This is a genomic window from Pseudoalteromonas sp. AWM4_233, from assembly GCF_056158285.1.
In genome coordinates this window covers 2,085,668-2,098,908 of sequence record NZ_JBSWSZ010000001.1, presented here as the reverse complement: position 1 = coordinate 2,098,908, position 13,241 = coordinate 2,085,668, and the positions used below count along the sequence as shown (strand labels likewise).

13 protein-coding genes are annotated in these 13,241 nt (G+C 41.6%); 6 read left to right on the top strand and 7 right to left on the bottom strand.

All coding sequences use genetic code 11. The features are described from left to right. Nucleotides 1–207: 207 nt before the first annotated feature. The 5 genes from ACXAC4_RS09320 to ACXAC4_RS09300 all read left to right on the top strand — a co-directional run bounded on the left by ACXAC4_RS09320 (nucleotide 208) and on the right by ACXAC4_RS09300 (nucleotide 4,113). On the top strand, nucleotides 208–1,032 hold the full coding sequence (locus ACXAC4_RS09320; RefSeq protein ID WP_475160844.1) for a glucosaminidase domain-containing protein: 825 nt from the start codon (nucleotides 208–210) through the stop codon (nucleotides 1,030–1,032). Continuing rightward, on the top strand, nucleotides 1,022–1,684 hold the full coding sequence (locus ACXAC4_RS09315; protein WP_475160842.1) for a DUF2987 domain-containing protein: 663 nt from the start codon (nucleotides 1,022–1,024) through the stop codon (nucleotides 1,682–1,684). The genes ACXAC4_RS09320 and ACXAC4_RS09315 overlap by 11 nt, the downstream gene beginning before the upstream one ends. A gap of 366 nt (nucleotides 1,685–2,050) precedes the next feature. Then, nucleotides 2,051–2,878, top strand: a complete 828-nt coding sequence (locus ACXAC4_RS09310) for an AraC family transcriptional regulator (protein WP_475160841.1) — start codon at nucleotides 2,051–2,053, stop codon at nucleotides 2,876–2,878. 139 nt (nucleotides 2,879–3,017) lie between these two features. Continuing rightward, a complete protein-coding gene (locus tag ACXAC4_RS09305) occupies nucleotides 3,018–3,803 on the top strand; it encodes an AzlC family ABC transporter permease (RefSeq protein ID WP_475160838.1) in 786 nt (261 codons plus the stop codon). Further along, nucleotides 3,796–4,113 carry an AzlD domain-containing protein gene (locus tag ACXAC4_RS09300; RefSeq protein ID WP_475160836.1) on the top strand — a complete coding sequence of 106 codons (318 nt, stop codon included), beginning with the start codon at nucleotides 3,796–3,798 and terminating at the stop codon, nucleotides 4,111–4,113. Before ACXAC4_RS09305 ends, ACXAC4_RS09300 begins: the two co-directional genes overlap by 8 nt. 93 nt (nucleotides 4,114–4,206) lie before the next feature. Here the strand turns inward: ACXAC4_RS09300 and asnB are convergent, their stop codons facing one another. From asnB to ACXAC4_RS09265, 7 genes are all read right to left on the bottom strand, one after another. Beyond that, nucleotides 4,207–5,868, bottom strand: a complete 1,662-nt coding sequence (gene asnB, locus ACXAC4_RS09295; RefSeq protein WP_138478511.1) for an asparagine synthase B — start codon at nucleotides 5,866–5,868, stop codon at nucleotides 4,207–4,209. Nucleotides 5,869–6,086: 218 nt separating this feature from the next. Next, complete coding sequence (gene pcp / locus ACXAC4_RS09290; protein WP_475160833.1) at nucleotides 6,087–6,770, bottom strand: pyroglutamyl-peptidase I; 684 nt, start codon at nucleotides 6,768–6,770, stop codon at nucleotides 6,087–6,089. Then, nucleotides 6,763–7,785 carry a DUF979 domain-containing protein gene (locus ACXAC4_RS09285; RefSeq protein ID WP_475160830.1) on the bottom strand — a complete coding sequence of 341 codons (1,023 nt, stop codon included), beginning with the start codon at nucleotides 7,783–7,785 and terminating at the stop codon, nucleotides 6,763–6,765. Before ACXAC4_RS09285 ends, pcp begins: the two co-directional genes overlap by 8 nt. After that, nucleotides 7,782–8,510 carry a DUF969 domain-containing protein gene (locus tag ACXAC4_RS09280; RefSeq protein ID WP_138561679.1) on the bottom strand — a complete coding sequence of 243 codons (729 nt, stop codon included), beginning with the start codon at nucleotides 8,508–8,510 and terminating at the stop codon, nucleotides 7,782–7,784. Before ACXAC4_RS09280 ends, ACXAC4_RS09285 begins: the two co-directional genes overlap by 4 nt. A 4-nt stretch (nucleotides 8,511–8,514) precedes the next feature. Further along, entirely contained in the window at nucleotides 8,515–9,450 is a 936-nt protein-coding gene (locus tag ACXAC4_RS09275) for a 5-oxoprolinase subunit C family protein (protein WP_475160829.1), read from the bottom strand. Beyond that, nucleotides 9,450–10,097 (bottom strand): 5-oxoprolinase subunit PxpB, encoded by a 648-nt coding sequence (gene pxpB, locus ACXAC4_RS09270; protein WP_475160827.1) that lies wholly within the window; start codon nucleotides 10,095–10,097, stop codon nucleotides 9,450–9,452. The genes ACXAC4_RS09275 and pxpB overlap by 1 nt, the downstream gene beginning before the upstream one ends. 142 nt (nucleotides 10,098–10,239) lie before the next feature. Next, entirely contained in the window at nucleotides 10,240–11,754 is a 1,515-nt protein-coding gene (locus ACXAC4_RS09265; RefSeq protein WP_475160824.1) for a leucyl aminopeptidase, read from the bottom strand. Between the two features lie 220 nt (nucleotides 11,755–11,974). Between ACXAC4_RS09265 and msrA the strand changes: the two genes are divergently transcribed. Beyond that, complete coding sequence (msrA, locus tag ACXAC4_RS09260) at nucleotides 11,975–13,171, top strand: peptide-methionine (S)-S-oxide reductase MsrA (RefSeq protein ID WP_475164086.1); 1,197 nt, start codon at nucleotides 11,975–11,977, stop codon at nucleotides 13,169–13,171. Nucleotides 13,172–13,241 lie beyond the last annotated feature (70 nt).

Here is a 13,241-nt window from a genome sequence, read left to right as displayed (position 1 = left end):
GTGTATCAAAATAATGACATAATCTCAGCGTAATTTGGGGTCATTCGCGTTTTTTGGCGAATTTATATATAATTACGCGCTTTTGAGTTCATTAATAGTATACATAGTGCAGGTTACAATTGCTTTTCGCAACGCATAAAGTGTGGTGTTTAGCAGGTAACAACCCATTCATGGAAGCGGGGAATGTGCTGTTTTATCGGAGAAAAAATGCTAAGAAATTTACTTAAACTGGTTATTGCTGTGGTTGCAATTTATGGTTTGATTTATCCATTTATTCAGCCTGAAGAAGTGATTGAAGAGGTGGTTGAAGCGACTGTTCAAGAACAGCAACCAGTAAAAAAAGTGGAAGTAGAAAAACCACTTCATGATGTAGAGTTACCAGACTTTGCAAATATCAAAGATGTGAGAGCCAAGAAAAAGGCATTCTTTGATTTCATAAAACCGCATGTAGTAAAAGAAAACCAAGCTATTTTGCAGCAACGCGCGTCGATTGAGATTGCATTAATGATGCTGCAATTTGAAGAAGAGTTGACCTCAACACAAGTTAAAAAACTAGACGATATTTTTGCTTATTACCGTTTGGGCGATGCTGACTATACAGTCGAAAGCCTACAAAATGCATTGATACATGTTGATATTATTCCAAAAGAATTGGCGTTAATGCAGGCAGCTAATGAATCAGCTTGGGGTACATCAAGGTTTGCGCGAATTGGCCTTAACTTTTTTGGACAGTGGTGTTACAAGAAGGGCTGCGGTTTGGTTCCTAAAAGACGTGCAGACGAAGCAGCCCATGAAGTTGCAGCGTTTAAGTCAGTGAGAGCCAGTGTTAAATCGTATTTTAGAAATTTAAACACCCATAATGCGTACACCGAGCTAAGAGCAAAGCGTGCACAATTACGTGCTGAGAAAAAGCCAATCGATGCAACAGAGTTGACAGCAGGCCTGCTTTCTTATTCTGAGCGCGGTGATGCGTATATTGAAGAATTAAATGACATGATCCGTCAGAACAAGGCTTATTTTAATGAAGAATAAATTTTTTGCGCTCGCGTTAGCGGCTATTGGGTTTGCCCAACCAGCTATGGCCGATAACTTTGTGGTGTCTTACGATGGCTTTCACGACCGTTTGAAGGTGATCGAAAAAGGTGAATTCGAGTTTGCCCGCGTTAATTTTTACATTGTTGATATTGCCACCCTTGAGCCGTGCAAAATTGCCAAAGGTAAAATTGTGACCGAGAACAGTGAAACGCCTTTAACTTACACTGAAGATGCGCAATTACTACTCCCTTACGACGACAAACTAGATAAAGATAAAGCGGTATTGGTCATTGAACCACAAAACCCAAAGCATGATTGCCAGTTAAAGTTTCAGATTGAAGCTGAGCACTTTGGGTTAGAAAATTTGACCAAAGCTGACATTTATCAGCTTCATCATGAGTTTGATGAACTGTTATCGGACTTATCTGGCTTCTTTGTAAGTAAGTTAATGAGCTTTTTATTACCATCACAGAAAGGGGTCTCGGTGAAGTTTGATAATCAGGTTGCTTTCAATCAGCCGGGTGTCAGCTGCGCGAATAACGTGTGTAAATTTACTGTGGAAGACAGCTGGGAAGGCGATGACTTTAGATTTACCAGTGATTCTATGAGTGCAAAGCCTGTATTAGTCACACCTTGGATTGAAAAATAAGCGTTTAAATTAACGGTTTCTTTTATCGAAATAGAGAAAGCGTTGAGTTATGAACTCAACGCTTTTTTTATGGGGGTTAACCCGACATAAAGTCGGTGCTACCGAGGTTTTAGAATTTGTGAAGAGGCTTGATGCTTCTTTGTGGATTTGCAGCTTTTGACCCAACATAAAGTCGGTGCTACTGAGGTTTTAGAATTCGTGAAGAGGGTTGATGCTTCTTTGTGGATTTGCTGCTTTTGACCCGAGATAAAGTCGGTGCTACAGAGGTGTGGTTTATAAAATAGGGCATTGAAACAGCAATTTTGTACAAAACAGATTGCTCAAATAGTGTTATAAAAGAAATACCATTATTTAGAGGCAAATCGGTTGGCAAAAGAGCAGGCAAAATATCACTACGCCGATGTATTAAACGGCCTTGAAGTGGTCGATGCACAATACGAGCGACAAACCTTTTCAAAGCATGTTCATGAAGGCTATACCATTGGCTTGATTGAGCAGGGGGCGCAACGTTTTTATCGCAGTGGGGCAAATCATGTTGCGGCTGAAAATAGCATTATTCTAGTTAATGCTGATGACGTGCATACAGGCGAAACAGCAACGGCGGGTGGCTGGAAATATAAAGCCCTTTATCCGACTGTGGAGCACTTTAATCAAATCTCTAAAGATTTAGTAAATAATCAAAGCCTCAAACCTTATTTTAAAGACTCTGTGATTGAAGATGCTCGAATAGCGGCCCAGCTCAGATGTGTATTCGAACAGATTGAAAATGGGGCATCTAAATTACTTATTGAAACGCTGTTATACAGCACGTTGGCACAATTGGCGTCTGGCTATGGCCGTCATGTCGAAGCAGTAAAAGCAGCCAGTGTTGATGTGCAAAAACTCAAACTCGCGAGAGAGTTTTTAGACGAATATACTCAAGTTAATGTCTCGTTAGAGCAGCTAGCGAATGTAGTTGGCTGTAGTAAATTTCACTTTGTGCGCCAATTCAGTCAGGCATTTGGTATTACGCCCCATGCCTATCAAATTCAAGCAAGGCTTATCAAAGCAAAGAAGATGCTTCGCGCTGGTGCATCTATTTTAGATACCGCTATCGGCTGTGGTTTTCACGACCAAAGTCATTTCAATCGTCATTTCAAAAAAGCATTAGGCACAACGCCTAAGCAGTTTCAACTCACGTCAGTAGTAGCCTAGATAATACAAATCTTCAAAATAGATCACTTATTTAAGAGTATGGGTATAAAGCAATTTAACGAGCGCAACTTTGTACAATAAATTGTTTTGAACACTGCTTATGCTTTAACGACGTACTATTCATCGTTGAGCTTAAAATATGGCATCATCCAAACCCCTAATAGAAGAATTAAACAGTACAGCACCTATGCAAGCTGAAAATCAACAAGGTAATTTGAGTATTATTGTGCGCGGGTTCATTGATATGTTCCCGCTCTGTGTGGCTGTGATCCCGTGGGGGATCTTATGTGGTTCTTTAGCCATTCAAGTTGGGTTGTCGCCTTGGCAAGCACAAGCCATGTCTTTGTTCGTTTTTGCTGGAGCCGCGCAGTTAGCGGGCATGCAATTAATCGGCTTGGGTAGCCCTGCCATGCCGATTTTATCTTCAACATTTGTAATAAGTTCTCGCCATTTATTGTATTCAGCGGTTTTTCAGAGTTACGTGAAAGATTTACCCTTGTTTAAACGTATCGTTTTTGCCTTCTTCTTAACAGATGAAATGTTTGCGTTGACCAACGCCTTCATAGCAAAGCATAAACGTTTTTGTTACGTGTATGCGGTTGCGTCGGGTATCGCCTTTTATGTGATGTGGAATCTAGCCACGCTGGTGGGCATAGTGGCTGGAAATAACATAGAGAATCTGCAAGCCTACGGATTGGAGTTTGCGATTGCGGCAACTTTCATCGCATTGGTGGTGCCAGCTATAAAAGACAAACCCGTATTGATGTCGGTATTGGCAAGTGGTGTCTCAGTGTTGGTTTTAGAGTTGTTAGCATTTGAGTATGCGTTAATTGCATCGACTTTTATCGGTATGTTTGCGGGTTATTACTTTGCAAGAAAGAGTACCGCGAGATGCTCAGTTAAACAGGAACAAAGTGATGAGTAACGATCTATTGATAGTATTAATGACAGTGATCACTTTCTCATGTCGATATCTATTTTTTATGAAGTCACTACAAATTAACTTGAGCCCGAAAATACAAGAATTGTTGCAGTACACAGCACCATCAGTGTTAACTGCAATGTGGGTGCCGATTGTGTTTTTAGGACATAAAACCGAAGGCGCTGCGTTTTTCCAGAGTCCATTTTTGTATGCTGGATTAATTACAGTGTTGGCGAGTTTAAAAATTAAAAATACCTTGGCAGTGGTGGTTATAGGTATGGGGTCATTTTTGATACTGAATTGGGTTTTATGATTTGAGAGTGAAAAGCTAGAAGTCAGGGACTATTCCCCGAGTAAATAAAAACGCAGCCTTGGGCTGCGTTTTGTTTAGAGTAAAACGTAAAATTTAATATGCATCGTTATGCACTTTTGCTGCGCGACCAGATGGGTCGGCATTTTCTTGGAATGCTTTATCCCAAGCTAAAGCCTGCGGTGTCGAACAGGCAACTGATTTTCCGTGTGGTACACATTTCGCAGCGGCTTCACCTGGGAAGTGCTCTTCAAAGATTGTGCGATAGAAATAGGCTTCTTTGCTATCAGGGGTATTGATAGGGAAGCGATATTGCGCATTTTCAAGTTCAGAATCAGATACTTGCTCTTCAACAAATTCTTTCAAAGAATCAATCCAAGAATAGCCTACGCCATCAGAGAACTGCTCTTTTTGGCGCCATAACACTTCATCAGGTAAATAGCCGTCGAATGCTTCACGAACGATATGCTTCTCAATGCGGCCATCTTTACACATCTTGTAATCAGGGTTGGTGCGCATGGCAATATCAACGAATTCTTTGTCCAAGAATGGAACGCGCGCTTCAACACCCCAAGCGGCCATTGATTTGTTAGCACGTAAACAGTCAAACATATGCAGTTTTGAAACTTTACGGTTTAACTCTTCATGGAATTCTTGCGCATTTGGCGCTTTATGGAAGTATAAGTAACCGCCAAATAGCTCATCAGCCCCTTCGCCTGAAAGCACCATTTTAATGCCCATGGCTTTGATTTGACGCGACATTAAATACATTGGCGTCGATGCACGTACCGTAGTCACATCATAAGTTTCTAGATGATAGATCACTTCTCGTAGTGCATCTAAGCCTTGCTGAACAGTAAAATGAATAGGGTGATGCACAGTACCAATTTCATCTGCAACTTTTTGCGCCGCAGCTAAATCAGGTGAGCCTTCAAGACCGATCGAAAAAGAGTGTAGTTTAGGCCACCATGCATCTGACTCATCGTTGTCTTCAATACGTTTAGCGGCAAACTTTTGCGTTATTGCTGAAATAACCGATGAATCTAAGCCGCCAGACAGTAATACGCCATAAGGCACGTCACACATAAGTTGGCGTTTAACTGCAGCTTCAAGACCGTCTTTTACTTCTTCAGCACTGGCTGGATTGTCTTTTACCGCATCAAATGACTGCCAGTCACGTTGATAGTAGCTATGTAGCGACCCTTCTTTTGAATATAGATAATGACCCGGAGGAAACTCTTCAATGCTGGTACAAATCGGTGTTAGCGCTTTCAGTTCACTGGCAACATAAAAGTTGCCGTGCTGATCACGACCCGTATAAAGTGGAATAATACCAATGTGGTCACGACCAATTAAATAAGCATCGTTTTCTTCATCGTATAGGCAGAAAGCGAAAATACCGTTCAGATCGTCTAAAAACTCAGGGCCTTTTTGTTTGTATAGCGCCAAGATGACTTCGCAATCTGATTCGGTTTGAAATTCAAAGTCAGTGGTTAAATTCGCAGCAAGTTCTTTGTGGTTATAAATTTCACCGTTGACTGCGAGAATATGGGTTTTCTCAGGGTTGTATAGTGGTTGCGCACCACTTGAAACGCCAACGATTGCTAAGCGCTCATGGACTAAAATGGCTTTATCTGATGAATAGACACCTGACCAATCTGGGCCTCGATGTCGCAGCTTTTTAGACATCTCAATTGCTTGTGTTCGCAACTGAGCGGGATCTGTCTTAAGTTCTAGTACTCCAAAAATAGAACACATAATTACCTCATTCCTGTTAATTGCTGTCTGCGCATTGCCTTTTTTGTCAGGCATAGTTAAAGAATTGTAAAATTGCGCAGGTACAGCCTCTATAACTAACAGAAAATTTTAGTTAAGTCACATAGATAATTAGGCTTAAAATGAATTTTTTATGTCAAAGCTGGTGCAATAGCAAAGCACTATTGCACCAATATGAAAAAGAGGGTGAAGTGCTTTGATTAATGTGTGGTGCCAGCGGCAATTTTGAGATCAGGTTCGCTTGAAAGTCCATTTTTTATCAATAGCTTAAGTGCATCAACAACCGTTGTTTGACTCATGCTTGGTGCACCACTGTGGTGCGCAGCTTGCTCTGGCAAAAATGGAATATGGATAAAGCCACCTCGGATTGATTCGTCGTTCTCACCAAAATGGCGCGCTATATAATCCAGTAAGCCAAACATCACATGGTTGCACACATAAGTGCCTGCCGTATTTGACACTTCTGCTGGAATGCCTGCTTCTATCAAGCCTTTAAACATGGTTTTGATAGGCAGCTTGGCAAAATATGCCGCAGGTGCATCATCAATAATGGTGGTATCGATTGGTTGATTACCCGCATTGTCAGCAATGCGGGCATCATCGATATTAATGGCAATACGTTCTATCGAAATATGAGAGCGTCCGCCTGCTTGACCAATGCACAACACTAAGCTTGGCTGATGTTTTTCTATCGCTTGATATAAGTGTTCAAGGGAGCGCCCGAACTCACAAGGAAGCTCTACACATTCAACCTGGTGGTCATTAATGCTTTGACCGTGTAATTGTTTTACTGCTTGCCATGATGGGTTAATACTTTCGCCACCAAAGGGTTCAAAACCCGTCAGGAGCACGGTCTTTAATTCGCTCTTGGTCTGTTTAGTCATTAAAGATCACTCCGTACATTAAGAAAATATTGATAATGAGTAATGCAATAGCCGTTGGGATCTGCACTTTGATAACTTGATATTTGTCTTTTAAATCAAGTAGTGCGGCAGGCACAATATTAAAGTTTGCAGCCATTGGTGTCATCAGCGTACCGCAGTAACCAGAATACATACCTATGGCAACAAGCGGTGCTGCGGCAGCGCCGTGGCCTTCAATTAAAAATGGCAGAGCGACACCCGCAGTCATCACCGGGAAAGCCGCAAACGCATTACCCATGATCATGGTAAATAGCGCCATACCAACACAGTACAACACGACTAACATGAAGCGATTATCTGGCGAGATAAATAGCTTCACAAGATCTTGTATTGCAGTGCCAGTGTTGGCTACGATAAATACGCCACCTAACATGGCGAGCATTTGCGGTAAAATTGCCGCCCAGCCAATTGAATCAACCAACCGGCGCGATTCAGAGAGTGCTTGGAAGGGCGAGCCTGAGGTAAAACGCCAAGCAACAATCAGTGCAACACCACATGCCAGTGTGAGTGAAGCAAGCGTTACATGTTTTTGGTCAAATAAATACACCTCAGCAATGTTCAAATTACTTAAAAGCAATGTACAGACCACAGTGACGACTGGGATTAAAACTGCGGGCACAAACAACTTATTGCCTATTCGCTTAGCGTCACTTTCAAGTTGCTCTTCTGATGGCTGATGGTAATAGCCCATCGAGACTTTGCCAAAGCCAGCAAGTAAGGCAATGGCGATGACACTAAAACCAACCCACTGATAGGTGAGAGACTCGCCAATTAATTTTATTGAGAGATCACCAAATAAAAATACATTACCAAACAAGAACCAAAATAGGGCAGTGGTGTATTTTTGGGGATGTTGTTTATCTTGTAGAGTTTTAACTACTAAAAACATCACAACAAAGCCAATCAAAAGATAGATGTTTTCAATTGAAATAATGGCTGTGCTATTCACTGTATTCTCGTTTACTGGCGCACTCATGATAATGCCCCCTCAGCGTTTTTCGTTTGCTGTGATTTATGCTCTGCAATGAGGTTTCTAATTTTTGCTTCAAAGCGCGCAAGACGGAACAGGTGAACGATTAAAGCGGCGATAGCAGTTGGAATAGCCCAAAGACCAATGTGTAGCGGTTCAATGCCCGCAATGCCATTTTCTTTTAAGAAGGCGTCCATCAAAAGTACAGCGCCAAAAGCAATAAATATATCTTCACCAAAAAACACCGCAATGTTGTCGCAAGCCGCGGCGTGGGCACTAATTAAGTCTTTAATTGGTTTAGGTAAATCACCATGCGTATTCGCGGCGGCACCTAATGCCATAGGGGCAAGTAATGGGCGAACTGTTTGCGCTTGGCCCGCTAGGCTTAAAAGGCCTAGAGCCGCAGAGCATTCTCGTACCACAAAATACATGCTTAAAATGCGGGTGGTCGTTGCCCCTTTAATGTTAGCAATCCAAGTTTTTGCGCGCTGCTGCAGACCGTAGCGTTCTAGAATAGCTATCACAGGCAAGATAAGTAAAAAGCTAGCGAGTTGGCGGGAGTTCATAAACTTTTCGCCAAAGGTTTCGATTAAGGCGATAAAGTCCATATCCACGGCTATACCAGTGGCAAGACCTGCCGCGGTCACAACCAGTAGTGGGTTGAACTTTAAGGCAAAGCCAACCACAACGACTAGAATGCCAATCAGCGGCATATAGTTTAAATCAAACATGATGTTACTTCTTATTTTCTAATTGTTGTTTTGCGATTTTGAACCGCGTTATTTCTTGTTCTTGTTTTTTCAATGCAGTCTTAGCCACATCAAAATCTACCAGCTCAAAGCGACAAGTTTTAGTTGGCGCTAATTGGCTAAAATGACGTAAGTCTGCTTGGATCACAGAGGCAATAATTGGATAGCCACCTGTTGTTTGGCAGTCATTGAGCAAAACAATCGGAGTGCCTGTTGGCGGTAATTGTATAACGCCGGGATGAACACCTTGCGAGTCAATGCTTTTTTGGTGCGGTAACAGTGTGGGATGCTCTAAACGGGCACCCATACGATTACTCAAATCGCTGATCGTCCAATTTTTCGATAAAAGCTGTGCCAAATAATTCTCTGGCAAGATATCACAATGTGGGCCTTTGAGTACTCTTACCACGTTTGTATAGTCAGTAGGCTTTATAGCCAGCTCTGAACAAGGAACACAGCTTTCAGAGAAGGGAATGACATCACCTTTTTGCAAAGCGTTACCCTCGAAACCGCCAAATTTGGATTGGCAGTCGGTACTGCGAGAGTTCATTAGATTCGGTACATTGAAACCATTCTCTACACATAAATAGGCGCGTAAAAACTCTGGGTGACTGGCAAATTTAATGATGTCGCCCGCTTTTGCATGGTAGCGCCATCCAGGGTAGAGGGCTTTAGAATTAAGTTTTGCATTCAGGTTGCCACCAGTAATGGCAAAATTACATGGCTGAGTAAATTCAAATTCAGCCAGACCAACAGTAATTTCAATACAGGCGGCTGTTTCTTTATTTCCTAGTAGTGCATTGCCTGCCTTTAATGCGATTGGATCTAGTACGCCAGATTGTGAGACACCTAAATGACGATGACCTTTACGACCTAAATCTTGAATGCTGCTGAAAACGCCGGGTTTGATCACTTTTAGCATTAGCGGTGCTCCTTAGGAATAAATCTCACAATATCACCGGGTGCTAACAAGCTTGGCGAATCAGCATGCGGCTCAAATAAGGGTCGTTCGCACCGGCCTATAAGGTGCCAACCTCCTGGAGAGCTAGACGGGTAAATAGCAGTAAGAGATTCTGCTATTGCAACACTGAGTGAAGGTACATGCGCCCTTGGCGTGGCTTTTCGAGGCAACCTAAGTTGCTCTGGGAGAGACTCTAAATAACCAAACCCAGGTAAAAAGCCTAAAAATCCGACCTGATACTCTTTCGATGCATGTAACTCGACGACTTGTTTTTGGTTTAAACCGGTAAGCTCAGACACCTCATTTAAGTCAGGGCCGTAATCACCGCCATAGAAGGTATCGATTAGATGTGTCTTCGGTGTGAATGCTTCAGGTTCACTTTTTTCCCATAGGGTGATTAGTTGTTCTAACCAATAATCAGCTCGAGTAAAGTCATTGAGGTAGAAGGTAATAGATGAGTTGGCTGGAACTATGTCAAAAAAATCATTGGTATTGTTTGCGGTTTGTGCAAGAGCAAAGATTTTTTGTCGTACTTCCTGAGTAATTAATCCGTCAATTGATAGAACTAATGCTTGTTCACTGAGTTGATAGCATTGCACGCAGGTCATGGTTGTTCCGATTATTATATTTATTTTCTTATTGTGTCATAACAGGCAAGTCTTGAGTACCTTAGCGATTCACCAATACAAAAAAGCCACATCTATAAATAGATGTGGCTTTTTAGATGAACTGTTTTAACTGCAGCAGTTATTACTGCTTGTTAGTTAAAAGCCAGTTACTTAGCATACGAACACCGTAACCTGTGCCGCCTGCTGGTATTTCATCTTTTGCAGAGTTAGTTAAAGCGTTACCCGCGATATCGATGTGTAACCAACGTGTATCACCTGCAAAGTGTTGTAAGAATGATGCTGCAGTTGTTGCACCTGGGCCACCTGAACCAATGTTTGCGATGTCAGCAATTGGTGACTTAAGCATGTCTTTGTAGCCTAATGGTAAACGCCATACTGGCTCGTTTACTTGCTTACCAGCAACAGTGATTTGGTCAACTAGCGTTTGGTCATCTGAGAAGATTGCAGAGTAACGGTTACCTACTGCACGGATCTTAGAACCAGTTAGTGTTGCTACATCAATCATGATCTCTGGCTTGTAGTATTCACGTGCGTACCACATAGCGTCACTTAATACTAAACGACCTTCAGCGTCAGTGTTTAATACTTCAACACTAATGCCTTCCGCTGTGCGAAGTACATCACCCGGTGCGATTGAGTTTTCAGAAACCATGTTTGCAGCCATACCCATAACCGCAACTACGTTTACGTCTGCTTTGCTTAGTGCCATTGCTTTAACAGTACCAAGTACCGCTGCAGCACCTGCCATGTCAGATTTCATGCGGTTGATAGATGAACCAGTTTTGATGCTGTAACCACCTGAATCGAATGTAATACCTTTACCAACAAGTGCGATTGGTGTGCTGTTATTACCTTCATAGTGTGCAACTACAAGACGTGAACCGTCTTTAGAGCCACGGCCAACACCTTCAAGTGCGCCCATACCAAGCTCTTTAAGTTTTGCAGGCTCTAAAATAGTTACTTTAACGCCGTATTGCTCAAGCTCTTTTGCTGCTTTAGCGAAATCAACAGGTGTCATTTCAGTTGGTACTTCAGACGTTAGATCACGTGCTAAAAATACACCTTTTTCGATGTTTGCTAGTTGCTGGTACGCTTTCGATGCTGCTTTTTTGTTAGCTACATCGATGTTGTAAGTTACGTTAAATTTGTTTGGCTCTTTTTTGTATAGCTCAAACGTGTAATCACGTAAGTTTGCACCGTGTGCAAGTTGTGCTGCAAGGTCAGCGTTGCTCACTGCGCCTTTTACATCTTCAAACGCAATTGTCGCTTTATTTACTTTTTTACCTTCAAGTTTAGCGTGTAAGTTAGCACCAAGCTTAGCCATTTTTGCTGAGTCAAGCTTGTCTTCTTCACCTAAACCAACCACTAAGATGCGGCCGTAATCGCTGTCAACTGGTGCGATTACTTCTAATGTTTTACCGTAAGCACCTTTGAATTCAGCTGTTTTGATAGCGCGATTAATTTGTTTTTTGGTATCTCTATCTAAGAAATCAAATTGTGTTGCTGCTTCGCCTGCTTGGAAAACAACAAGCGCATCACCCTTGCTTAATTTAGAGTTGAAATTGAAGTCTGCTGCAAATGCGCTTGAAGCAGAAACTGCTAACGCGATTGCACTGATCTGTGAAACAAATTTCATAGTACATTCCTAGATAAATAATTTGTTGGCTTTTTACATTAAATTCGAAAAAAAAGACACTCAATGTCGTTCAATTTACGAGTTTAAACGGTGGATGAAAGTAAATTCACACCCACAAGGTCATAGTTAATAAGTTTCAAGCACATTTTAGGTCAATTAAATGAAAGTAATAATTACGATTCTGTCTGCCTTGCTATTTTTTCCTCTATTTTCAAATGCAATGGATAAAGACAATGCAACTTCTCATATTCAAACATTGGTGCTGGGTTCGGGATGTTTCTGGGGGGCTGAAAAAGGCTATGAACAGTTAGAAGGGGTCTTAGACGCTGAGTCTGGTTATGCAGATGGCCGAGGCTTTAAAGCAACCTATAAAGAGATCATCAAACGTAAACGACGTTTTGATGACAATAATTATGCTGAAGTCGTGAAAGTTACTTACAACGCTAATATGCTCAGTACACGTGCATTGCTTGAACATTTTTTTGAAAAGCACGATCCAACACAAGAAAATCGTCAAGGCAATGACATTGGTACTCAGTACCGTTCAATTATTTTGTATAACACACCTGAACAGCTTTCAGTGATCAATGAAGCAAAAACAGAGTTTCAGAACTTATTAAGCAAGGCTGGCTATGGAGAAATAAAGACCCAAGTGAAACCACTTGAGCAGTTTTATCGTGCCGAAGAATATCATCAAAACTACATTGCTAAAAACCCAAATGGTTACTGCCCTGATCATTCTACTGGTGTGACGTTTAAGCAAACAAAACCAAATAAAGTTGATAACAGTTCATTGCTGGTGGGCAAGCAAGTGGTGATCATTGATTCTCGCAATTACTGCCCATATTGTGAAAAACTCAAATCCACCGTACTGAACGATTATCAAGGCACCATTCCATTAACTTATCGCTATGCAGATCAACTTGACGGTTTAGTGGTTCGTTCAGCGACTTGGGCAACGCCTACCATTTTATTTTTTGAAAATGGTAAAGAAGTGGCTGGTTTTCAGGGTTATATGACCCGTGAAGACTTTTATCAAGCGCTGGGTGCATTTAAATTAGGTGAGTCAGAAGCCTATGAAGTGGCTTTTCAAAAGGGAACTGACAGACCGTTTTGTAAAGAATACGATCTGTTCAAGAAAACAGGTGAGGGCGTGTTTATTGATAAACTAAGCGGTGCGCCATTGTTTGAAACATCAAAACGGTTCAACTCAGGTACAGGTTGGTTGTCGTTTACTCGTCCTGTAAAAGACAGTGTCACTTACCATGACGACAATAGTTTTGGTATGCAACGAATTGAAATACGTTCTAAATCAAGCGGCATTCATCTAGGTCATGTTTTTAAAGGCGAAGGTCCAAGAGGACAAGACAGATACTGTATTAACGCTACCGTATTAGAATTTAAAGAAAAAGTATAAATTTGACTGTAAACTACAACTAATTAATTCAGTGTTATACAGAACATGTTTATGCTAAATGATGCAAAAG